The sequence below is a fragment of the Bacillus sp. G1(2015b) genome, assembly GCF_001482475.1.
GTDB classification, from domain to species: Bacteria; Bacillota; Bacilli; order Bacillales; family Bacillaceae; genus Bacillus; species Bacillus safensis.
Map to the genome: position 1 here is coordinate 48983 of NZ_LKIC01000003.1, position 22405 is coordinate 71387.

General features: G+C 39.7%; 25 protein-coding genes. 23 read left to right on the plus strand and 2 right to left on the minus strand.

What is annotated here, in order from left to right; translation table 11 throughout:
• Nucleotides 1–8 precede the first annotated feature (8 nt).
• The 7 genes from tuaD to AMR95_RS02780 all read left to right on the plus strand — a co-directional run bounded on the left by tuaD (nt 9) and on the right by AMR95_RS02780 (nt 7735).
• Nucleotides 9–1346 (plus strand): UDP-glucose 6-dehydrogenase TuaD, encoded by a 1338-nt coding sequence (gene tuaD, locus AMR95_RS02750; RefSeq protein ID WP_058837530.1) that lies wholly within the window; start codon nt 9–11, stop codon nt 1344–1346.
• Nucleotides 1347–1360: 14 nt separating this feature from the next.
• Nucleotides 1361–2290: an NAD-dependent epimerase/dehydratase family protein gene (locus AMR95_RS02755; protein WP_058837531.1), complete on the plus strand. Its 930-nt coding sequence runs from the start codon at nt 1361–1363 to the stop codon at nt 2288–2290.
• Between the two features lie 39 nt (nt 2291–2329).
• Entirely contained in the window at nt 2330–3787 is a 1458-nt protein-coding gene (gene tuaE / locus AMR95_RS02760; protein WP_058837532.1) for a teichuronic acid biosynthesis protein TuaE, read from the plus strand.
• Nucleotides 3788–3859: 72 nt separating this feature from the next.
• Nucleotides 3860–4537, plus strand: coding sequence for a teichuronic acid biosynthesis protein TuaF (gene tuaF, locus AMR95_RS02765; protein ID WP_058837533.1), 678 nt, complete (start codon nt 3860–3862; stop codon nt 4535–4537).
• A gap of 24 nt (nt 4538–4561) precedes the next feature.
• Nucleotides 4562–5317, plus strand: a complete 756-nt coding sequence (tuaG, locus tag AMR95_RS02770) for a teichuronic acid biosynthesis protein TuaG (RefSeq protein ID WP_058837534.1) — start codon at nt 4562–4564, stop codon at nt 5315–5317.
• A 16-nt stretch (nt 5318–5333) separates the two neighbouring features.
• Entirely contained in the window at nt 5334–6533 is a 1200-nt protein-coding gene (tuaH, locus tag AMR95_RS02775) for a teichuronic acid biosynthesis protein TuaH (RefSeq protein ID WP_156414531.1), read from the plus strand.
• A gap of 134 nt (nt 6534–6667) precedes the next feature.
• The gene (locus AMR95_RS02780; protein ID WP_034660156.1) at nt 6668–7735 is read left to right on the plus strand and encodes a glycosyltransferase family 4 protein; all 1068 of its coding nucleotides are present in this window, start codon (nt 6668–6670) and stop codon (nt 7733–7735) included.
• Nucleotides 7736–7770: 35 nt separating this feature from the next.
• Here the strand turns inward: AMR95_RS02780 and AMR95_RS02785 are convergent, their stop codons facing one another.
• Entirely contained in the window at nt 7771–8862 is a 1092-nt protein-coding gene (locus tag AMR95_RS02785; protein ID WP_058837535.1) for an LCP family protein, read from the minus strand.
• The gene (locus AMR95_RS02790; RefSeq protein WP_012011434.1) at nt 8847–9515 is read right to left on the minus strand and encodes a YigZ family protein; all 669 of its coding nucleotides are present in this window, start codon (nt 9513–9515) and stop codon (nt 8847–8849) included. The genes AMR95_RS02785 and AMR95_RS02790 overlap by 16 nt, the downstream gene beginning before the upstream one ends.
• A 221-nt stretch (nt 9516–9736) precedes the next feature.
• On the opposite strand from AMR95_RS02790, the gene AMR95_RS02795 reads away from it, so the two are divergent.
• The 16 genes from AMR95_RS02795 to AMR95_RS02870 all read left to right on the plus strand — a co-directional run bounded on the left by AMR95_RS02795 (nt 9737) and on the right by AMR95_RS02870 (nt 22402).
• On the plus strand, nt 9737–10912 hold the full coding sequence (locus AMR95_RS02795) for a sensor histidine kinase (protein WP_003213166.1): 1176 nt from the start codon (nt 9737–9739) through the stop codon (nt 10910–10912).
• 64 nt (nt 10913–10976) lie between these two features.
• Nucleotides 10977–11666: a two-component system response regulator DegU gene (degU, locus tag AMR95_RS02800; protein ID WP_008348273.1), complete on the plus strand. Its 690-nt coding sequence runs from the start codon at nt 10977–10979 to the stop codon at nt 11664–11666.
• Nucleotides 11667–11882: 216 nt separating this feature from the next.
• Entirely contained in the window at nt 11883–12725 is an 843-nt protein-coding gene (locus tag AMR95_RS02805) for a DegV family protein (RefSeq protein WP_058837536.1), read from the plus strand.
• Nucleotides 12726–12845: 120 nt separating this feature from the next.
• Nucleotides 12846–14243 carry a DEAD/DEAH box helicase gene (locus AMR95_RS02810; protein WP_269434996.1) on the plus strand — a complete coding sequence of 466 codons (1398 nt, stop codon included), beginning with the start codon at nt 12846–12848 and terminating at the stop codon, nt 14241–14243.
• Nucleotides 14244–14292: 49 nt separating this feature from the next.
• Nucleotides 14293–14586, plus strand: coding sequence for a late competence development ComFB family protein (locus AMR95_RS02815; RefSeq protein WP_058837538.1), 294 nt, complete (start codon nt 14293–14295; stop codon nt 14584–14586).
• Nucleotides 14587–14612: 26 nt separating this feature from the next.
• Complete coding sequence (locus AMR95_RS02820; protein WP_231746861.1) at nt 14613–15269, plus strand: ComF family protein; 657 nt, start codon at nt 14613–14615, stop codon at nt 15267–15269.
• Between the two features lie 56 nt (nt 15270–15325).
• On the plus strand, nt 15326–15745 hold the full coding sequence (locus AMR95_RS02825; RefSeq protein ID WP_039181808.1) for a TIGR03826 family flagellar region protein: 420 nt from the start codon (nt 15326–15328) through the stop codon (nt 15743–15745).
• Between the two features lie 79 nt (nt 15746–15824).
• Nucleotides 15825–16088: a flagellar biosynthesis anti-sigma factor FlgM gene (gene flgM, locus AMR95_RS02830; protein ID WP_024423620.1), complete on the plus strand. Its 264-nt coding sequence runs from the start codon at nt 15825–15827 to the stop codon at nt 16086–16088.
• Between the two features lie 18 nt (nt 16089–16106).
• On the plus strand, nt 16107–16589 hold the full coding sequence (locus AMR95_RS02835) for a flagellar protein FlgN (protein ID WP_024423619.1): 483 nt from the start codon (nt 16107–16109) through the stop codon (nt 16587–16589).
• 15 nt (nt 16590–16604) lie between these two features.
• Nucleotides 16605–18125, plus strand: coding sequence for a flagellar hook-associated protein FlgK (flgK, locus tag AMR95_RS02840; protein WP_058837539.1), 1521 nt, complete (start codon nt 16605–16607; stop codon nt 18123–18125).
• 9 nt (nt 18126–18134) lie between these two features.
• Nucleotides 18135–19043 carry a flagellar hook-associated protein FlgL gene (gene flgL / locus AMR95_RS02845; RefSeq protein WP_058837540.1) on the plus strand — a complete coding sequence of 303 codons (909 nt, stop codon included), beginning with the start codon at nt 18135–18137 and terminating at the stop codon, nt 19041–19043.
• 46 nt (nt 19044–19089) lie between these two features.
• On the plus strand, nt 19090–19668 hold the full coding sequence (locus AMR95_RS02850; RefSeq protein WP_058837541.1) for a DUF6470 family protein: 579 nt from the start codon (nt 19090–19092) through the stop codon (nt 19666–19668).
• A 28-nt stretch (nt 19669–19696) separates the two neighbouring features.
• Entirely contained in the window at nt 19697–20131 is a 435-nt protein-coding gene (gene fliW, locus AMR95_RS02855) for a flagellar assembly protein FliW (protein WP_041088051.1), read from the plus strand.
• Nucleotides 20125–20349: a carbon storage regulator CsrA gene (gene csrA, locus AMR95_RS02860; RefSeq protein WP_008360181.1), complete on the plus strand. Its 225-nt coding sequence runs from the start codon at nt 20125–20127 to the stop codon at nt 20347–20349. The genes fliW and csrA overlap by 7 nt, the downstream gene beginning before the upstream one ends.
• 161 nt (nt 20350–20510) lie before the next feature.
• The gene (gene flaG, locus AMR95_RS02865) at nt 20511–20852 is read left to right on the plus strand and encodes a flagellar protein FlaG (RefSeq protein WP_039181788.1); all 342 of its coding nucleotides are present in this window, start codon (nt 20511–20513) and stop codon (nt 20850–20852) included.
• A 20-nt stretch (nt 20853–20872) separates the two neighbouring features.
• Nucleotides 20873–22402 carry a flagellar hook-associated protein 2 gene (locus AMR95_RS02870; RefSeq protein ID WP_058837542.1) on the plus strand — a complete coding sequence of 510 codons (1530 nt, stop codon included), beginning with the start codon at nt 20873–20875 and terminating at the stop codon, nt 22400–22402.
• Nucleotides 22403–22405 lie beyond the last annotated feature (3 nt).

Sequence of the window (22405 nt, forward strand, 5' to 3'; positions counted from 1 at the left end):
GATGAAAAATGTTGAAGAAAATTGCTGTGATTGGAACAGGGTATGTCGGGTTAGTATCGGGTACTTGTTTTGCTGATATCGGAAATCGTGTCATCTGCTGTGACATCGATGAATCAAAAATCAACAGCTTAAAAAGTGGTGTCGTTCCCATTTATGAACCAGGTTTAAAGGAATTGATTGAAAAGAATACAGAAGAAGGAAGACTGTTTTTTACAACGAATATTCCTGCCGCTATTAGGGAATCAGAGATTATCTATATTGCCGTAGGGACACCGATGACACCACAAGGGGAAGCGGATTTAACGTATGTGAAAGCCGTCGCTCAAACGATCGGTGAACACCTGAATGGCTATAAAATCATCGTCAATAAAAGCACAGTGCCCGTTGGAACAGGCCGTCTCGTTCAAGCCATTGTGGAAAAAGCATCGCGCAGCAAATATCCCTTTGACGTCGTATCCAATCCAGAGTTTCTCCGAGAAGGCTCTGCAATTCAAGACACGATGAATATGGAGCGGGCGGTCATTGGTTCAACAAGCACTCATGCTTCCACCATCATCAAAAGGCTGCATGATCCTTTTCAAACAGAAGTTGTGGAGACCAACTTAGAAAGTGCTGAAATGATTAAGTATGCTGCAAATGCCATGCTTGCCACAAAAATCTCTTTCATTAATGACATTGCAAATATTTGCGAGCGGGTAGGCGCTGACGTTGAAAAAGTCAGTGAAGGAGTTGGATTAGACAGCCGCATCGGGCATAAATTTTTAAAAGCAGGCATTGGATTTGGGGGTTCTTGTTTCCCGAAAGACACAATGGCTCTTCTCAAAATTGCCGAAACATCCGGGTATCGGTTCAAGCTGATCGAATCTGTCATTGAAACGAACAACAACCAAAGAGCCCACCTTGTCAGCAAACTGATGAGTGTGTTCGGTGATATTAAAGGAAAAACCATTTCTGTCTTAGGTCTTGCATTCAAACCGAATACGAATGATATGCGTTCCGCACCTGCATTAGATATTATCCCAATGCTGAGAGAGCTAGGTGCTTTTGTAAAAGCCTATGATCCGATTGCTTATATGGAAGCTGAGCGGGAGCTTGGTCCGCAGGCGGTTTTCAGCAACGACCTGTATGAAACAGTAAAAGATACCGATGCCTGTCTCATCCTAACAGAATGGGATGACGTACAGAAGATGGATAAAGACCAGATCAAGCAGCTGCTTCGTTCGCCAATTGTAATTGATGGAAGGAATTTGTTTGATCCAGCAGAAATGAAAGAGAGAGGATTTATTTACCAGTCTATCGGCCGCCCAAGTGTATGGGAAGCAGAATTGGTATCGAAGGCACAATAACAGGGGGAGCTTGGATGAAGAAAGTATTGGTTACTGGGGGAAGCGGATTTATTGGATCACATACGGTAGAGGCTTTACTAGAAAAAGGCTATGAGCCCATCGTTCTTGATAACTTTTCAACTGGATCTCGAGAAAATATTGCCCATCTTTCCGTGCAATGCATAGAGGCAGATGTCACAAAGCCAGCGACGATTGATTTGATCAAACAAATCGCGCCGGATTATATCATTCATCTTGCAGCACAAGTAAGTGTAGCCATTTCCGTTCAGGATTTCGTTTTTGACGAAGAGGTCAATATCAAAGGATCTCTGCACGTCATGAAAGCTGCGGCTGAAGCAGGAGTGGAAAAAGTCATCTTTGCCTCATCAGCAGCTGTCTATGGAGACCCGGTATATCTGCCAGTAGACACCGCTCACCGTCTGAAGCCTGGTTCACCTTATGGCTTAGCAAAACTGACAGTAGAGCGGTATTTAGAAATGGCAAAATCACTTTATGATGTGGACTATTGTATTCTTAGGTACAGCAATGTATATGGTCCGCGCCAAGACGCACTTGGCGAAGGCGGTGTTGTCTCTATTTTCTCTGATAAGTTTGCAAAGGATGAGGCCCCTTTTATCTTTGGAGATGGGGAACAAACAAGAGACTTTATCTATGTGGGTGATCTAGCGGCAGCGAATGTTGCGGCATTAACAGCCCAATCAAACGTTTGTTTAAATATTTCGTGTGGTCATTCCATCACTGTGAATGAACTGTTTCAAACGATGAAACGGGTAACGAGATCACAGCTTGAACCGATTTACAAGCCGCAGCGTGCAGGAGATATCGTGCATAGTACATTAGCAAATGAGGAAACGAAACAAGTCTTAGCTTGGGAGCCTGTTGTGAGTTTACAGGAAGGTTTGGCTCGTACCATTTCCTACTATAAACAGGAAGTCAAGGCTTAATCCCTCAAATCGGATGGGTTGCTTAGGAGGAAAATGGGTATGAGCGTGAAACAAACAGCATGGCAAATCATGATCGGATGTATATTATTTGCAGCAGGGCTAGGACTTGTACAAATGGCGTCTGCGCAGCCCATCGGGTTAAAAAAGATCGTCGCTATTCCGGTCCTGCTTTTGATCCTGACGGCTTTTCTCGTGTTAATGAAGCTATACATGAACGGTGAGCAAGTGTTCATGTCAGCCATTTATCTTTTAATTGCATTGACCTTTCTCAACAACGCTTTCTTTTCAATTAGTGCTGGGTTCTTTAGTCTTTTTCTCTACCGTATTATGCTCATTGCTGCTTTTGCTTTATTCATATGGCGGATGAGAGATAAGGGGACGTACATATCGCAGTGGCAGCAGATTCGTGTAAAAGGGATTCTTGGTTTTTTCGCTGCATGGTTTCTTTATGGGCTCATCTCACTGCTGTGGGCTCATTCGGTGACAGACGGTCTCAAATATATGTCCCTGCTTGCGATGGGGATGGGGTTTGTCTTTCTTGTGGTCATGTACATCCAGCGAATGGATCAAGTGGTCACCTTTTATAGCATTTGGCTCGTCATGACTGTATTTGTCATGGGGATAGGGTTTTATAATCACTTTACTTTGAACCATTTACCGAATACTTCATTGTATCTTGGGCCGGCGTATAAACAGCACTATCCTACAGCTGTCTTTTTTAATCAAAATGACTTTGCGACGTTTTTATCGATTAGCTTTTTCTTATATTTAGCGTGTATGCGGCAAATGAAAAATGGTTATATCAAAGCATTTGGATTATTTGGCGCCATTGCAGCACTGTATCTCATTTTGTTAACAGAATCCCGCGCAAGCCTGCTTGGCATATTTGCAGGAGCCGCCATCTATGTGTGGCTGCTCCTGCCGCGCTTTCTCAAAAAGTGGTCACTCATCGCAGCAGGCGGACTTGGTGTCATCTGTATCGCGGTTTTTTCAGCCAAGATTTATTCAGTCTTTTATGACTTGTTTCTCGCTTCTCAGGTCGCGCATTCTTTTAGTGAACCACTCCCATCTAACATTGCGAGAGCGAATTTGATCAAAAATGCATGGCATTTCTTTACGGATTCATACGGATTTGGTGTCGGAGCGGGGAATGTGTCTTACTACTTAGCCCACTTTTCAATCTTTGATACAGATCAAGTGGTTGAAGTGCACAATTGGCTGCTGGAAGTGATGACGAACTTTGGATTTGCGGTCATGCTGGGCTATATCTCCGTCTACGCTTATCTCATGTTCACACTGTATAAACAATACCAATGGGCTGACACAAGATCAGCAAAAATGATCATTGAAGGTTTGTTCGCTGCCATGCTGAGCTTTCTCGTTTCAAGTATCAGTCCTAGTTCTGTCTCGAATTTATATTTCCACTGGGTCTTTTTAGGCCTCGTGATCGCAGCGGTGAATATGTTGAAAAACAAACAGCGGTTTAAGACTTGGTAAACCGTGTGTGATGCTGCGCTGGTATGGCTACACTAGTGAAAAAGCAAATACGTCAATGTTGGGAGAATGAACATGTCTGGTTTCATATCTAGAATAGGGAAGCGAATCAAAAAGTATATCGTATGGCTCGTACTGCTGCCTGTCGTATTAGGCGCTTTTGGATTCTTTTTTGCCAAAGGAACAACGCAGCAGTCTAGTTACACAGCTGCTGTTACTCTCACGCTTGGTAAATATGATGACGGAGTGTATAACAATATGGCTGAAGTGACATCTCTATTAAAAAGTGATGCCTTTCTGAATGAAGCACTCAGTGACATCAAAGAAGAAGAAAGGCAGGATGTGAAAAGCCGCCTCATCCTCACCAATCAATCAGATACACAATTACAGCTGTCCTTCACAGATGCTGAGAAGTATCATGCTTTAGCTGTCGTGAAGCAGGTGTCGGATACATTTCTGAAGCAAGATAAAGCATTATTTACAAAAAGGCAGCAGGTGATTGAAAGTAGATTATCTGCTCTGGAAGACGAATCTGTCAGCAACGATTCAAAAGTAGATAAAGAACGATTCTTATATGAATTGGAGTCTACAAAGCTTGGAATGAAGCAGGCGAAGATTGTTGACCCTGCTCAAGTTCTTGATGAAGGCAATAAAGGCATGTCAGCGAAAAAGCGTGCACTGCTTGGACTTGTCATTGGCTTTAGTATCTCGCTCATGTTTGTGGTCTTGCCCGAAGTGTTCAAAGAATCTTAATGATGAACTGGAGATGAGTCTTAGGTGAACAATCAACCGTTAGTATCAATTATTACACCGGCCTATAATGCGGAACGTTATTTAACGGATACAGTTCATTCCGTCCTTGCCCAAACCTATTCCAATTGGGAACTGATCATCGCAGATGATTGTTCAACAGATGGAACAAGGAAGCTGCTTGGGGACTTAAGTGAAGCAGACGACAGAATCAACGTCATTTATTTAGAGCAAAATGGGGGAGCCGCCATCGCTAGAAATACAGCCATCAAACAGGCAAAAGGCCGCTTTATTGCTTTTTTAGACAGCGATGATAAGTGGAAAGAGACGAAGCTCGAAAAGCAGGTAGACTTCATGCTGACAAACGATTATGCCTTTACATTCACAGCATATGATATTATCGCAGAAAATGGAGAACCATTAGAAAAAACCGTCACTGCACCAGCAAGATTAACTTATGATGAAGCTTTGAAAAATACCATTATCGGCTGTTTAACGGTGATGCTTGATGTACAGAAGATCGGACATATAGAAATGCCGAACATCCGCACAAGACAGGATTTAGCTACGTGGCTGTCCATATTAAAAAGAGGATTTACAGCCTATGGTATGAGTGAACCGCTCAGTGAATACCGCATCGTTGGAAACTCGATCTCTAGTAACAAGTGGAAAGCAGCGAAAAAAACGTGGTTCGTCTACAGAGAAATTGAGCAGCTTCATTTTGTCAAAGCATCTTGGTGTTTTATGCACTATGCGACAAATGCTGTGAAGAAGCGCTTATAAACAGAAGGGAAAAAAGGTGATAAAGGTGAAAGCAGACTCGATCATACATGTTATCGTAGCGACGGGAGAATGGGGACAGGACGGCTTGAGGTACAGACGGCATCGACTGGCGGAATTTCTAGCATCTGATCCAGAAACGAAAGAGGTCATCTGGGTATGCCCATCTGCATCCCGTCATAAAGCTCCCTTTCAGCCCATAACCGATCGAATGAAGCAATTGACCATTCCTGATGTGCTTAAGAACAAATTATTTCGCTTTGGCCGATATCAAGACATGTTCTATATTCATAAATTGTCCCCACTTCTTGAGCATTTGCGGCAGGAAGAAAAGAAGGGAATCGCTGTTTGCTTATGGTATACGTTTCCGGGCTTTCCGCTCTTATCTTCTTTATTTGAATGGAAACATATTGTCTATGACTGCAGTGACCTGTGGGGAGAGCCGATAAGCGGCAAAAATAATTTGCTTTCTTATATGAGGCAGCGTGTCATTGTGAAAGCAGAAAATCGAATCATCAAATACGCACACAGTATTACATGCTCTTCTCAATACTTACACGATCAAATTAAAAAACGTCTCATGGGTGAACCGAAAGATGTCTTTACAGTGGAAAATGGCGTTGAGTACGATGTGTTTGCCAAAAGCAATCTTCCATGTAAGGAGGATGTGCTGGGAGGAAGAGAAGGAACTGTTCTTGGCTTTATTGGAGGCATCAAGCCGAAGCTGGATTTTGACATGATAGCCGAAGCTGCTCGCATGCAGCCTGATTGGACATTTTTATTTGTCGGTCCGGATGGAACAAATGGCGATCCATCTTTTCAGTATGCACTTAAACTGCCAAATGTGATTTGGACAGGTGCTGTTGCACCAGAAGAAGTGCCTGCGTATATGAAGCTGATTGATGTAGGCATGATGCCATACAAACAATCTCCTTACAATCAAGCCGTGTTCCCGCTCAAGCTATATGAATTTTTAGCCGCAGGAATACCGGTTGTCGGTTTAAATCTTCCGTCAACGGAAAGGCTAAAAGAGAATGATGTGTATGAATATTTAGAGGGCGAAGATCCTAGACTCTTCGTGGAAGCCTGCCAAAAAGTGATCAGCAAAAAAGACGACATGGACTATAGACATCTAAGACAAAGCCGTGCGAAGAAAAAAGATTGGCACGCGCTGTTCACAAACATGGTGGAACTAACGAATATTAAAGAAAACGCATAATTCATCAGGGATTGTGCGTTTTTATTTGTTTCTTCTTTACAGGGGAAGCTTGTGATCATCCTCTATTCAATTGTATAATGGAAAGAGCGGCCAATATACAAAATACAGATTTCAATTTAGAAGGAGACTGACCTATGGATTACGAACGCGCCTTATTAGCGTTTTTTGTCTCTCTGGCTACAGTTTTAATTGTGACACCAATCGTCAAAAAGTTTGCAATTAAGATTGGTGCAGTGGACCAGCCGAATAAACGAAAAGTTCATGATAAAGTAATGCCTCGAATGGGCGGTTTGGCAATTTTTATTGGGGTAGCGGCTGGAGCATTAGCAGGCGGGCTGTTTCTACATAATAAAATTACAGCAATTTCAGTTGGTGCCGTACTTATCGTCATTCTAGGTATATTTGATGATAAATATAATTTAAGTGCAAAATTCAAATTTCTCGTACAAGTTCTTGTTGCTTGTCTGATTGTAAGCACAGGCTTAAAAATGGACTTTTTCTCTGTTCCTTTCTTAACAGATCGAATTGAGTTAGGCTGGATGGCATATCCCCTAACCGTGTTATGGATTGTCGGAATCACAAATGCCATTAATTTAATTGACGGCCTTGATGGACTGGCTGCCGGTATTTCTGTCATCGGTTTATCAACCATTGCCGTGATGGCATTTTCAGCTGATAAAATTTTGATTCTTTCTTTATCCCTTGTTGTCATTGGTAGTACCATCGGCTTTCTTTTTTACAACTTTCATCCGGCGAAAATTTTTATGGGTGACACCGGTTCGCTTTTTTTAGGCTATATGATTTCGGTACTGTCACTATTAGGGCTATACAAAAGTGTCACTTTGTTTAGTGTTGTTGTTCCAGTGATCATCTTAGGTGTCCCTATTTTCGATACCACCTTTGCCATTATTAGGCGAATATTAAACAAACAGCCGATCTCAGCACCCGACAAATCTCATATTCACCATAGACTGATGGCCTTTGGCTTGTCCCATCGCATGGCTGTCATCGTGATTTATATGATTGGCTTAGTCTTTAGTCTAAGTGCAATTTTGCTGACAAGCGCCACCATTTGGTTATCACTGATCATTATCTTTTTACTGGTCATGTTCATGCAAGTGATTGCAGAAGTCACAGGCTTAGTGAATGAAGAATTTAAACCATTTACGAAATTTTATAAACGAATGGTCAAAAGGCAGTAAAAAACAGCCCGTTCCTAGGAACTGGGCTGTTTTTATTATTGTCCAGGTGTGCTGGTCGATGAGTTAGTTGTATCACTTGACCCTGTTTCACCAGAGGATGGATTGGTTTGTGAATCTGTTTCAGTTGAAGATTCAGCAGGAAGCTTTAAATGCGTCCGTAATTCATTTTGGACGTTAGCTAAATTGGTCGGATCTGGCTCAAAGTAATACGTGCGATTTGGCCCTAAATAAAGGTCTGATCCCTTAATAGAAAGTGTTTCTGTGTCGTCTCCTTTAAATCCGCTGTAGATTTGCTGAAGCGCAAGACCTTCTGTGATACGGAAATTGGTCGTAATGTGATCACTGACCTCTTTAGCGATGTTATCGACGTTCGCAATGTTATTTGGCTTCGCCATTTGATCAATCATTGCACGTAAAATTTGTTTCTGACGATCGTTACGTCCGAAATCACCGCGTGGATCTTGTTTTCTCATCCGTGCGTAAGCAAGTGCTTCTTCCCCGTTTAAATGCATATTGCCTTTTTTGAAGTAAATCTTTTTCGATTTTTTAACATCACTTTTTTCATTGAAGTCAAATGGAACATCGATATCAATTCCGCCGACTTCATCAATGACATCCTTGAATCCGTCGAAATCAACGGTTGCATACTTATCAATCGGAATATGCAAGAATTGTTCGACAGTTTCGATCGTTTCGTCTTTACCACCTTTAGCAAATGCTGCATTAATCTTTTCTTTACTTCCTGTTGTATCACTTGCAAGCTGTACGCGTGTGTCACGAGGAATACTAACCATTTTCATCGTTTTGTCTTGAGGGTTAATCGTTGCGACAATGAGTGAATCTGAACGGCCATGATCACCCTTTGTGGCATAATCCTCAATTCCGACAAATAATACAGAGAAAGGTTTTTTCTTAATATCAATGACAGCATCACGAAGATTCGATTTCTCTCCACGGTTTAGTTCATCATATGTTTTGTCAGCAGCTTGAAGAGTATTGACGATTTTATATACTGCGAATCCGCCCATGCAGATGATAAGTAGCAAAAATAAGACCAGAATACGTTTGATAATTCTCTTCTTCTTACTCTTTTTCTTTCGTACACGCACTTTTACTCGTTGTGCCATTCATCTGTCTCCTTTATCGGACCAATGTCCTTTTCTAAATAAATCAATTCGCCTTCTTTTGTAACACTCTTTCCATTTGTCAGCTCAGTCATCCACTCAATGAACTGCTCTGTTTGTGTTTCTTCGACATATGTCTCAAAAATAACATCTTCTGCATAATGGATTTCTTTTAACTGAAAAGATGAGGCTCTAAGCTCATTCTCTACCTTTCCAAGCCATGTATAATCTATTGTTGTGTGCATTGTACGCATTAAACAACGCTCTACCATTCCAACATGGTTGATAGCTTCTGATACAGATTTTCCGTAGGCACGAATCAATCCACCGGCACCTAGCTTGATACCGCCGAAATAACGAGTGACCACAACGACTGTATCTTTCAGCTTCCGTTTTTTTAGCACTTCAAGCATTGGCACACCTGCTGTACCACTTGGTTCACCATCATCATTCGCTTTTTGAATGAGGTCATGTTCACCAATGAGATAGGCTGAACAATTATGTGTGGCATTCCAATGTTGTTTTTTAATGGATTGTATAAATGCTTGTGCTTCTTCTTCTGAGACAGCACGCTGTATATGACAAATAAAACGTGATTTTTCAATGACGATCTCATGCTCGCCACGACTTTTTACTGTAAGATAGCGATTCAGCAAAAGACACACCCTCCTGACAAGCAAATTGTAAGACTAGTGAAAATTTGCATTGGTTTTAGAATTTTACAGCGTATTTTGTTATGATGATAGGAGCGGAAAAAGGGTCGTCATAAAAACTTCAAGATTTATACGCATTCTTTCATTATAATTCGACATAAAATGCAGATCAATGACATTTATAATAAAAAAAGATGACATCACTGTTACGGGAGGGAAAAGCCATGACAACACCCAAAATGGATCCGAAATTATTGGATTCAATCATCATGAAAATGCTAAGTACAGTTGATGGCAGCAAGGACGAAGTATTTAGAATAGGCGAACAGTCCCGTCAACAATATGAAAGCCTAGTAGAAGAGCTGAAGCAAATCAAGCAGCAAGTAAACGAAGTAATTGATTTTGGGGATAAGCTGGAAGTCCATACAAGACATGCTAGAAATCGCTTATCTGAGGTCAGCAGAAACTTCAACAAATTCAGCGAAGAAGAAATACGGGAGGCCTACGAAAAAGCACATAACTTGCAGGTCGAACTCACCATGATTCAGCAGCGCGAGAAGCAGCTGAGAGAAAGAAGAGACGATCTGGAAAGACGATTACTAAGCTTGCAAGACGTCATAGAACGCTCTGAAACCCTTGTGAGTCAGATTACAGTTGTTCTCAACTATCTCAACCAGGATTTACGCCAGGTCGGCGTTTTACTTGAAGATGCTCAGGCAAAACAAGATTTTGGGCTCAGAATTATTGAAGCCCAAGAAGAAGAACGCAAAAGAGTGTCTCGGGAAATTCATGACGGCCCTGCTCAAATGCTGGCAAACGTGATGATGCGTTCCGAATTAATTGAACGGATTTTTAGAGACCGCGGTACAGAAGAAGGCTTTAAAGAAATTAGAAGTCTCAGACAGAATGTGCGAAATGCACTGTACGAAGTAAGAAGAATCATTTATGATTTAAGACCGATGGCTTTAGATGATTTGGGTCTGATTCCAACACTGAGAAAATACTTAAACACAATTGAAGAATATGATGGGAAAACCAAAATTACGTTCCAATGCCTAGGTGATACAGAAAGCGAAAGAATTGCTTCTCAATTTGAAGTAGCACTGTTTAGACTAGCCCAAGAAGCTGTCACAAATTCATTAAAGCATTCAGAAGCTGAAGAAATCTCTGTCAAAGTAGAAGTAACGAAAGACTTTGTGACCTTAATTATTAAAGACGATGGAAAAGGCTTTGATATGAAAGATGTGAAAACAAACAAAAACAAATCCTTCGGTTTACTTGGCATGAAAGAACGCGTAGACTTACTGGAAGGTAAAATGACCATAGACTCAAAAATAGGTCTAGGGACATTCATCATGATTCGCGTGCCGCTAACATTGCAAAATAAAATTGTAAAATAGAGTCAAAAGACATATTGACCATAAAGTTCAGGTGTAGAACAATAAACATGGGGAGGCGTAGCTTGTGACTAAAGTAAATATTGTAATTATTGATGACCACCAATTATTCCGTGAAGGTGTCAAACGGATTTTAGATTTTGAACCTACTTTTGAAGTAGTTGCAGAAGGAGACGACGGTGACGAAGCTGCACGTATCGTAGAACACTATCATCCGGATGTTGTCATTATGGACATTAATATGCCGAATGTAAATGGTGTTGAGGCTACAAAGCAGCTTGTTGAGCTTTATCCCGAATCAAAAGTCATTATTCTATCTATTCATGACGATGAAAACTATGTAACACATGCATTGAAAACAGGAGCGAGAGGCTACCTGTTAAAAGAAATGGATGCAGACACACTTATCGAAGCAGTGAAAGTTGTAGCTGACGGAGGCTCTTATTTACATCCGAAAGTCACTCATAATTTAGTAAATGAATTCCGACGCCTAGCAACTAGCGGCGTTTCAGCACATCCACAGCACGAGGTATATCCTGAAATTCGCAGACCACTTCATATCTTAACTAGACGTGAATGCGAAGTTCTTCAAATGTTAGCTGACGGAAAGAGCAACAGAGGAATTGGTGAATCGCTCTTTATTAGTGAGAAAACAGTCAAAAACCACGTGAGTAACATTTTGCAAAAAATGAATGTAAACGACCGTACACAAGCTGTTGTTGTAGCTATTAAAAACGGCTGGGTAGAAATGAGATAATGTTCCGGACAAGTACTCCTTTTTCGCCTGTTTTTTGTTCTCTCACATTTTAGCTGGAGGGAAATGATAGACAGGGTAAGGAGTCTTTTTCGGATATAGCGGGCTTGCCTATTGATTAGGCAGGCTTTTTTGATTACTATTATAAATCTAATGAAAAAATGATCATTCTTTTAAAATAAAAAAGAGTAACTTAACAAATAAGGAAGGTATTTAAGAATGAAAATAGCCGTTGTAACAGACAGTACTGCTTATCTACCACAAGAGCTACGTGATAAACATAATATTCATATGATCCCCCTCAACGTCATCTTTGGCAGTGAATCATACCGTGAAGAAATAGAAATGGACTGGAAGACATATTATGAAGAAATCAAAAAACACAAAGATCTTCCAACAACCTCTCAGCCTGCTTTCGGTGAATTAATAGCCTTATATGAAAAACTAAGTGAAACATACGACGCTGTGATTAGTATTCACCTTTCAAGTGGAATTAGTGGAACGTATAATAGTGCTGCCTCAGCGAATGATCTAGTTGAAGGGATTGATATTTACCCGTTTGATACAGAAACAAGCTGTATGGCACAAGGTTTTTATGTGTTAGAAGCTGCTGAAAAAATCCAAGAAGGTGCTTCTTTAGAAGAAGTGTTAGCACATCTAAATTACCTGAAAGAAAGTCAGCGGGCGTATTTTATGGTAGACGATTTAACTCATTTGCAAAGAGGCGGCAGATTAAATGGTGCACAGGCTTTTATTGGAAGCCTCTTAAAGGTAAAGCCTATTCTGCATTTTGACAACAAGCTAATTGTCCCTTTTGAGAAGATTCGCACACGTAAAAAAGCCATTTCACGTATTTTTGAATTATTCGATGAAGATGCATCACGTGGTGTTCCGATGAGAGCAACACTGATACATGGTAATAGAGAAGAAGAAGCAGAAGAATTAATTGCGCACTTATCAGAAAAATATCCTCATGTTGAATTTTATAAAAGCTACTTTGGTGCCGTGATCGGCACCCATCTAGGTGAAGGCTCTTTAGCTCTTGGCTGGGTAATAAGATAATTCCTAAAAAACCTCTTTTCGTATGGAAAAGGGGTTTTGTTTTTCTATTTTACCTGTTGGACGAAAGGTCATGTCTTTGCGCATAATAGGCAAACATCAATTGAAAGGTGTTTGGTGAAGTTGAATATGGATAAAGCAATGGAACTAATGCGGCAGCTGCATTCACGCCATCTGCTCACCGCCGAAACAAGGTGCCCACAGTCCAATTTGGATTGGCTGGAGGAGAAGGGCTTAGTCAATCGAACACCTGCCATTGAGAGAAAAGCAAATGGTTTTACATGCTGTCGGTGCGGTGTATCACACAAGCGGTACTTTGCTCACTCTCCATGTGAAGTGTGTCAAAAGGATTGTGTGTACTGTAGATCATGCATCATGATGGGAAAAGCAACTGAATGTGGGTTTCTTTATGAATGGACAGGTCCACAAATGGTAGAAACATATCGAGCTGAATTAACATGGCAGGGAGAGCTGTCTAAAGGACAAAAAAGAGCGTCAGAAAGAATGATTGAAGCTATCAAAAGCAAATTTGATCTACTTGTTTGGGCGGTTTGCGGGGCAGGGAAAACGGAGGTGCTGTTTCACGGAATCGAATATGCGTTAAATCAAGGAATGAGTGTCTGCATTGCGACACCTAGAACAGATGTTGTGCTTGAACTCGAACCACGGCTTAGAAAAGCATTTCAGGGGGTGGCAATTACCGTACTTTATGGAGGCAGTTCTCAAAGGTTTCAGATTGCACCGCTTGTGATCGCTACAAACCATCAGCTGATGAGGTACAAAAATGCATTTGATGTGCTCATTGTAGATGAAGTCGATGCCTTTCCTTATTCAATGGATGAACGTCTCCAATTTGCTGTTCTAAAGGCGATGAGAAAGAACGGAGGGGTTAGGATTTATTTAAGTGCGACACCCTCTAAAAAAATGACGAGAAAGGTTTCTAGTGGAAAACTGGAAGCGATAAAAATTCCTCTGCGTTTTCATAAACAACCATTACCCGTACCAACCTTTCATTGGATTGGACATTGGAAAAAGAAATTAAAAAAGAATCAGCTGCCCCGTAAAGTGATGAATTGGATGCAGAGACATATTGAAAATAAAAGAAGAGTATTACTTTTTGTTCCTTCAATTGCTACCATGAAGAAGGTAACGAAAATTCTTCGAGAACACTCCTTAAACGTTGAGGGAGTATCTGCTGATGATCCAGATAGGAAACAAAAGGTTCAGCACTTTAGAGACTACGTATACGATGTACTAGTTACAACCACTATTCTAGAAAGAGGCGTAACCATTCCAAATGTTCAAGTGGGGGTATTAGGTTCGGAATCTACTATTTTTACAGAGAGTGCACTTGTTCAGATTTCTGGAAGAGTAGGCAGACACCCGGATTATTGTACAGGAGACGTTTTCCTTTTTCATTTTGGTTTAACGAGAAGTATGAAACAAGCAAAGAAGCATATCGTTAAAATGAATGATACGGCTGCAAATGAGTTTTCTGAAAAACAGTGTGGGTTCAACTAAATCATGGTACATTATATTCACAATACACAAATGGCAGGAGAGACAAAATATGCTACTCAATGCAAAAGAAATACTACTCAAGGAAATTCTCTATCAATATCTCAACCAATTAAACATGATTTGTCATTGTGAAAAGTGTATGGAAGATGTATTAGCAATTTCACTGAATCAAGTGAAACCACAATATATAACAGACATCGATAAAATATCTTACAGTAAATCTGAGATGGTGGATAAACAGAAGAATACTGCTATGCTAGTTATTCTGACAGAAGCAGCTTCCAAGGTCTCCGCATTTCCAAGGTGTGAAAATCGTCTGCTGCTGAACAAGAAAACCAATTGAATTGCCAAATTTGTGAGGGACATTTTGTGCCGGCTTTTACATGGAAATCATTCCTACTATTAAATGATGATCGTCTTTGTGTAGCATGTAAGAATGACTTAGTAAAGATTGAGCGTCCTATTTGTCCAACGTGTGGAAGGGCGCAGTCAAATGACCAAATGTGCCAAGACTGTGTTAGATGGAATGAACGCCCTGATTCTACTAAAGTTCTTGTGAAAAATAGGTCAGTTTATACTTACAATGAGTTGATGAAAGATGTCCTTGCCCGCTTTAAATTTCGGGGTGATACGGCTTTAGTTGAGCTGTTTAAACGAGATGTACAAGCAGCATTTAAACATTCCTTCAGCATAAAAGAACCATTACTGATTCCGATCCCTTTAAGTCATGAAAGACTAAAAGAAAGAGGATTTAATCAGTCCGTCATCATCGCTTCTTTGATAGGTAAGCCAATATTGCAGCCACTCGTGAAAATACATCAAAGTAAGCAGTCCAAAAAAAAGAAAAATGAACGCCTAGATCAAAAAGGATTGTTTCAAATAAAGCATACAGATGTGATTGTTCAAAGGGATATTATATTAGTTGATGATATCTATACAACGGGAGCAACCATTTATGATGCAGCAAGAATTTTAAAAGACGCAGGTGCCAAAAGTGTTTCTTCTTTTACGTTGATACGTAGTTAAAAATCATGATAATTAACCGATAATAAGAAAAGAAAATAACGTAAGGGGTTTTGGTTATGAATCAATTGGCAAACTGTCCACAATGTAATCAGCTATTTTTAAAAACCACCATCCAAACGGTTTGTAACAAATGCTATGAAGAAGAAGAACGTTCTTTTGATATCGTATATAAATTCTTAAGAAAACAAAGTAATAGACAATCAACCATCGCTGAAATAGTAGATGCAACTGAAGTTGATGAAGAATTAATCTTGAAATTTATTCGTTTGAAAAGACTGCAAATTAGTCAATTTCCGAATATTAATTATCCTTGTGAAAGATGTGGCAAAGCGATCAGGAAAAACAAGCTATGTAGCCAATGTGAACAGGATATTCATTCGCAAATCAGCCAAATGAACCAAGAAGAAGAGCGTAAAAGGGAGATTGAATCTAGGAAAAAAGACACCTATTATGCCATTAATCCTAAAAACGACTGATTCCCTAAACTAAGTTGCAGTTTGGTCGATAAAATGGATAGAATCAAGACAGACTGTAACGGAAAGCGAGAGGAATCCCGTGAAAATTAATCGATATGGAACACAACCAGTAAATCCTTACAAGAAAACATATGAGAAACAAACGTTGCAATCGAATCAAGCAAAATCAACTGATAAAGTCGAAATTTCTAAAAAGGCAATCGAAATGCAAAAGGTGCCGAATATTATGAGAGAACGTCAAGATAAAATTGACCAAATTAAAAAAAGCATTGAAGCCGGAACATATCAAGTAGATACAAAAGGCATTGCAGATAAAATGCTGAATTTTTATAAACAACAATAACAAAAGGGAGCAGCGTGAATGTCAGTTAAAATAATTATTGAAGAACTGCATCGTCTCTATGGATTGCATGAACAGCTATTAAAGTTGTCTAAGGATAAAACAGAAATGCTGAAAAGCAATGAGATTGATGCTCTTTCAGAGGTTCTGAATTTAGAGCAAAAGTATATTCAGGCCATTTCTCAATTAGAAGAAAAACGAATTGAAGCGACCGTTCAATTTTTACAAAGTGATCAATCACCAACCATCACTGCATGTATCGAAAAGGCTGAAGGTACAGATCAAGAAGAGCTCATTTCATTATATGAGAAACTAAATGACATCATGGTGGAACTAAAAGATGTAAATGAACTGAACAAGCAGCTTATTCAGCAGTCACTTCAATTTATTTCACTGACATTCGATCTCGTTAACCCCAATAAAGAAAATATGAATTACGGACAAAATGGTCTTGAGAGTTCAAAGCCTAAACAGCAAAGGGCTTTGTTTGATTCAAAGGCGTAAACAAGGAGGATACCAATGGGTTCTACATTCATGGGACTAGAAACGGCAAAAAGAGGAATCACAGCCCAGCGAGCAGGGCTTTATGTCACATCAAACAACGTCTCCAATGCAAATACGGATGGCTACTCAAGACAAAGAGTGACCTTTAAAGCAGAAAATCCTTATCCAGTCCTTTCTGTTTATGATGGAAAGACGTATGGTCAAATGGGAACAGGTGTACAAGTTGGAACGGTTGAAAGAATTCGAGACAGCTTTTTAGATCTACAATATAGAGATCATAACAACAACTTGTCTTACTACTCAACGAAGTCAGATGCCCTTTCACAGATGGAAGGGGTTATGAATGATTTGACGGATGAAGGCTTGAACAGAGCTTTTGATAACCTATGGAAATCATTACAGGTCTTATCAGAAACAAAAAATGCTGATACAGCTTCTGCACGTACAGTTGTTAAAACAAGTGCACAGGCTCTAGTTGACCAATTCCGTCTGCTCAATTCTTCTTTAACAACGGTACAAAAGAATTTGAAAACGGAACTCGATTCAACAGCCAAAGATGTAAACACTCTATTATCTCAAATAGATGAAGTGAACAAACAGATTGCAGCTGTTGAGCCAAATGGATATCTTCCAAATGATCTTTATGATACACGTGATACTTTGGTAGATCAATTATCCTCACTTGTTGATATTAAGGTCAGCTACAATCCACCTGGCGGTAATGCACTTAAAATTGCTGAAGGAACTGTCAACATCGACATTATCGGTGCAAATGGACAATCTGCTGGAAACATTTTGAATGGTATTACAAATGAAAAGTCTGAACTGCAAATCTCTTACGATAATACTACGGGACTTGTTAACTCACTTCAATTCGGAACAACAACTATTGCAGCGGATCAATTACAAGTAAACGGTAAAGTAAAAGCACTTGTTGAGGCTTATGGCTACATGTCAAACGGTGCTGAAAAAGGCATGTATCCAGATATGCTTGCAGAACTGGATGAAGTAGCACAAGTATTCATGGATACATTTAACGATGTACATAAACAGGGGTACACGTTAACTGGTGCAAGTGGACAAGACTTTTTTGATATCGAGAATAACAATGAGTTGAATAAAGGTTTGGCAGCTCGTATTAAAGTGAGCGATGTCATTTTAGCATCAACAGATAATATTGCAGCATCTCTCAATCAAACTCAAGGTGACGGTTCGAATGCTACGAAATTAGCTAATATACAAGACTTAAAATTACCAATCGGCGGAAATACAACGACCATTCAGGATTATTACCAAAATGTTATTGCTGAGATGGGGGTACAAGGGAAAAAGAACATGACGCTTGAAAGCAGTTCAGCTGCTCTTGTCAATTCAGCCAATGAACGTAGAATGTCGACTAGTGCTGTCTCCATCGATGAAGAAATGACGAATATGATCCAATTCCAGCATGCATATAATGCGGCTGCGAGAATTATGACATTACAAGATGAAGTACTGGATAAGGTAATAAACGGCATGGGTGTCGTAGGAAGGTAGGGATAACGGATGCGAGTCACACAAGGTATGATTTCTCAAAACTCACTTCGAAATATTAGTAAAAGTTACGAAAAACTTTCTAAAATTAATGAGCAGGCACAAACAGGAAGACGTTTCACGAAAACGTCTGATGATCCTGTTGCAGCAGTAAAAAGCCTTCAATATAGTACTGCCTTGTTTCGAAATGAACAATATAAAAATAACTTAAATGAAGCACAAAACTGGATTGATACATCTGAAACAAGTGTCACTGAAATCATTGATATTATGTCAAATATACGAGATAAAGTGCTTGATGCGGCAAATGGAACAAAGCAGCCAGAAGATTTAGAAGCTATCGGAGTGGAAATTGGTCAGATGAAAAATCAAATCATCGATGCAATGAACACTCAAATGCTAGGTAAGTTCGTATTTAATGGGACGAATACAAATGTTAAACCAGTTGTTGAGAATGCAGACGGAACGTATACATTTAACTTCGAAAATTATACAGATGCGAATGCTGTTCAAGCGAATATTTCTGATGGGATTACTTTAAATGTAAACTCAAATCCAATCTCAGCGTTTGGTGGACAGGCCAACGGTCAAAATGTCATTGAAATGCTGACTGATTTAGAAAATTCATTGAAAAATGGAACATTCGCGAATTCTGATGATGCATTAGGAAGTATCGATCAGTTTAAAGAAGTGATGAGTGCTGAGCGATCTGACCTAGGAGCGCGTTCAAATCGTGTTGACTTAGTAGCAAGCCGTTTGACTTCACAATACCAAGTATTGAAAAATGCTAAATCAGATAATGAAGATGTTGAAAGTGAAAAGGCAATTCTTGATCTTCTTCAACAAGAGACGGTGAATAGAGCTGCTTTAGCGACAACAGCTAAAGTCATTCAGCCATCCCTTGTTGATTTCTTAAGATAATAAAAAGCATCCGTAGGGTGCTTTTTTGCATCATGGAGGTGAACATATGCAAATCCCTAGATTGTTAATGCAGCAAACCTATGCAAAGCTTCAAATGTCGACAACTCCTTCTCGCCAAGAAGTAGAGCAGCCACGAGCGGACCTTGAGATTCAGCAACCGCGAGCTGTCATGAATATCAAAAGGACACCATCGAAATTAACCATTGATCAAACCGAGGCATTTGCCGATATGGACATCAAGTCGATTTTTAGACGTTCTGAGGAATGGGCAGCTGAGGGGAAGCGTGCTGTTGGAGAAGGAATGGGCCGAAGAGCGGAAGAAGGAAGTGAACTTATCAAGATCGAGAATGGCGGGAATGCGATTGCTGAGTTTGCCAAGATCAACGGCAGTCCTCCAGCAAAACAATTCACCATTGGTGTGATACCTTCATTCTTTAGTGTGAAAATTCACTATCAGCCTTCTGAGCTTCAAATTGATGTGGAGCCGCAAAAAGCTGTCATAGAGGCAACACCTCATAAACCAATCGTTAACTACCTGCCAGGTAAGGTCAATATTGATATGTTACAATACCCAGAATTAAAAATAGAAGTTGACGAGACGGGCCAAAATGGTGATAAGGTATAGTTAAGAAAAACGAAAAAGGTCGTGAATTATGATCATTCAAACAAAATACCATGGTGAAGTGACAATCAAAGAGGAGCAAATCATCAACTTCTCTAACGGGATACCAGGATTTCTGGATCAAAAACAGTTTGTCATTTTGCCTTTATCAGAAGAATCTCCGTTTTTAGTTCTTCAATCATTGAAAAACGCAGCATTAGGCTTTATCGTCAGCAGTCCGTTTTTATTCTTCAATCAATACGAATTTGATTTAGACGAAACGGTTGTAGACATTCTGGAAGTAGAAGATGCCAATGATGTGGAAGTAATGGTTATTTTAACAATGGAATCATCTATTGAAAAAACAACAGCTAATTTAAGAGCGCCTATTATTGTGAACCGGAAAAACATGAAAGCCAAGCAGGTGATTTTGCATGATTCAGCCTATCATACAAAACATTTGTTAGAGGTGGCATCCTCATGTTAGTGCTGTCTCGTAAATTAAACCAGTCAATTCAAATAGGCGATGATATTGAAGTCAAGATTATTTCAATCGAGGGCGATCAAGTGAAAGTCGGGATTGAGGCTCCTAAGCACATCGATATTCACAGGAAAGAAGTGTACCTGTCTATTCAAGAAGAGAACAATCGTGCTGCGAGCTTATCCTTAGATCTCCTCTCTCAATTATCCTCACAAAAAAAGTGAGGATTTTTTTATTGCATTCAGCTGTCCTTCTCCGTGTGAACGTGGTCCGATACAGATGTTTATGATCTATAGGAAACTTTAACAAATCGGTCCATCTATATTTAATTTGCAAATTCAAAGCCGATATAAAAGATAGATTAAAGCACAGGAGCTGAATAACTATGTCTGTTGGTAAGTTGACATCGCTAGAGCCAATTATCGATGCATTTCAAACCCGTGTTTCTAATAACCAGAATGACAATGTAAACTCTGACTCACAAGCAAATGGCAGGGCTGTTTCAAAAGAAGAAATTGAAAAAACGCTTCAAGGCGCAAACAAGCTGATTGAGCCTACTCAATTTCATCTTCAATTTGAATTACATGAAAAACTCAATGAATATTATGTCAAAGTCGTAGATAACCAAACAGAAGAAGTTATTAGAGAAATTCCTTCCAAGGAATGGCTTGATTTCTATGCGGCAATGACAGAAATTGTCGGTTTATTTGTAGATAAAAGGATGTAAATGAAGGGAGAACATAAACAATGGTCAATCGTATTACTGGATTTTCAAATGTGTTCGATATTGATGAAATCGTATCAAAGCTGATGAAAACGGAGCAGGCACCACTTGATACAATGACGCGCCAAAAACAAACACTTGAATGGCAAAGAGACAGCTATCGCGAGGTTAATTCGAAAATTAAAGAATTAGATGATTTGATCAACAGTTTAAAGTTAAATCTTCCAAGCACATATGGTGCCAAAAAGGTGACAAGCTCTAATGAATCTGCTGTCACAGCAACTGGATCAACAAATGCGACCTCTGGCTCTATTCATGTCACTCAGCTAGCGACAGCTTCCGTCTTCAAATCTTCTGGTACATCTGGATTTACACCAACAAACGGAACGTTTACGTTTGAAGTGACGACACCAGATTCGACAAAACCAAAAATGGTGACAATCAATACTTCTGATACCGACACAATTGATGACATCGTGAAAAAGCTGAACAGCGCACAATTAGGTGTGACGGCTTACAAAGGCCAAATCTCTGATGGCACTAACTACGTGGATACAATTGCTCTTACTTCTCGGACAACGGGTGAAGGCGTCAGTATTAAAGCAGCTGATGGCAATTCGGCTTCATTTTTAACGCAATTAGGATTCCAAGTAGATGGAGATAACGAATTAGTTGCGACCACTCAAGGACAGAAGGCGCAATACGAGATTAATGGTCTGAAAATGGAGAATAACAACAATACATTCACACAGGCTGATATTACGTACGAGCTTAAAGCAACCACAGATAAGCCCGTCAGCTTAAACGTTTCAACAGATGTTGATGCCATATATGATAAAATTAAACAATTTGTTGATAAATATAACGAACTCGTTGAGCAGATTAATGGAAAAGTCAATGAAAAGAAAAACAGAGACTATCATCCATTAACGGCTGAAGAGAAAAAAGCGATGTCTGAAAAAGAAATAGAGCTATGGGAAACGACCGCGAAGTCTGGCTTGCTGAGAAGTGATTCCATTTTACGATCTGGTGCCTCTAAAATAAGAAGTGATTTGTATGCTAATATTACGACAAGTGATGGGGATAAAATCCAACTCACACAAATCGGTATTTCGACATCATCCAGCTATAAAGATGGCGGGAAGCTTGAATTTATTAAGGGTAGTGATGGAGTAGAGAAATTAAAAAAAGCCATTGAAGAAGACCCGGAGAAGGTCAGACAAATGTTCGTCTCGGGTAGTTTAAATGTGGATTCAAAAGATAAAGACAAAGCGCAGCAGCAATATCAAGAACAAGGAATCATTTATCGTGTCAAAAATTCCTTATCAGCCTTAACGAAAAGTATTCAAAAAAAGGCGGGCAGCACAACAATGGAATTAAAGGAATACGGACTTGGTAAGGACCTTGATTCTTTGACAAAACGAATGAGCACATTCCAAGATCGCTTAAAAATGGTTGAAGCCCGTTACTACAAAAAGTTTAATGCCATGGATAGCGCAATTCAAAAGCTAAACAACCAATCTGGCTATCTTTCTCAACTGCTTGGACAATAATTG

Bases quoted from the DNA above. Each gene is read 5' to 3' on its own strand.
- csrA (WP_008360181.1), top strand. From the start codon at position 20,125: ATGTTAGTGCTGTCTCGTAAATTAAACCAGTCAATTCAAATAGGCGAT.
- tuaE (WP_058837532.1), top strand. From the start codon at position 2,330: ATGAGCGTGAAACAAACAGCATGGCAAATCATGATCGGATGTATATTA.
- AMR95_RS02815 (WP_058837538.1), top strand. From the start codon at position 14,293: ATGCTACTCAATGCAAAAGAAATACTACTCAAGGAAATTCTCTATCAA.
- AMR95_RS02870 (WP_058837542.1), top strand. From the start codon at position 20,873: ATGGTCAATCGTATTACTGGATTTTCAAATGTGTTCGATATTGATGAA.
- tuaF (WP_058837533.1), top strand. From the start codon at position 3,860: ATGTCTGGTTTCATATCTAGAATAGGGAAGCGAATCAAAAAGTATATC.
- flgL (WP_058837540.1), top strand. From the start codon at position 18,135: ATGCGAGTCACACAAGGTATGATTTCTCAAAACTCACTTCGAAATATT.
- AMR95_RS02835 (WP_024423619.1), top strand. From the start codon at position 16,107: ATGTCAGTTAAAATAATTATTGAAGAACTGCATCGTCTCTATGGATTG.
- AMR95_RS02825 (WP_039181808.1), top strand. From the start codon at position 15,326: ATGAATCAATTGGCAAACTGTCCACAATGTAATCAGCTATTTTTAAAA.
- flaG (WP_039181788.1), top strand. From the start codon at position 20,511: ATGTCTGTTGGTAAGTTGACATCGCTAGAGCCAATTATCGATGCATTT.
- AMR95_RS02850 (WP_058837541.1), top strand. From the start codon at position 19,090: ATGCAAATCCCTAGATTGTTAATGCAGCAAACCTATGCAAAGCTTCAA.
- AMR95_RS02755 (WP_058837531.1), top strand. From the start codon at position 1,361: ATGAAGAAAGTATTGGTTACTGGGGGAAGCGGATTTATTGGATCACAT.
- AMR95_RS02805 (WP_058837536.1), top strand. From the start codon at position 11,883: ATGAAAATAGCCGTTGTAACAGACAGTACTGCTTATCTACCACAAGAG.
- AMR95_RS02795 (WP_003213166.1), top strand. From the start codon at position 9,737: ATGACAACACCCAAAATGGATCCGAAATTATTGGATTCAATCATCATG.
- tuaD (WP_058837530.1), top strand. From the start codon at position 9: ATGTTGAAGAAAATTGCTGTGATTGGAACAGGGTATGTCGGGTTAGTA.
- AMR95_RS02780 (WP_034660156.1), top strand. From the start codon at position 6,668: ATGGATTACGAACGCGCCTTATTAGCGTTTTTTGTCTCTCTGGCTACA.
- AMR95_RS02785 (WP_058837535.1), bottom strand. From the start codon at position 8,862: ATGGCACAACGAGTAAAAGTGCGTGTACGAAAGAAAAAGAGTAAGAAG.
- fliW (WP_041088051.1), top strand. From the start codon at position 19,697: ATGATCATTCAAACAAAATACCATGGTGAAGTGACAATCAAAGAGGAG.
- flgK (WP_058837539.1), top strand. From the start codon at position 16,605: ATGGGTTCTACATTCATGGGACTAGAAACGGCAAAAAGAGGAATCACA.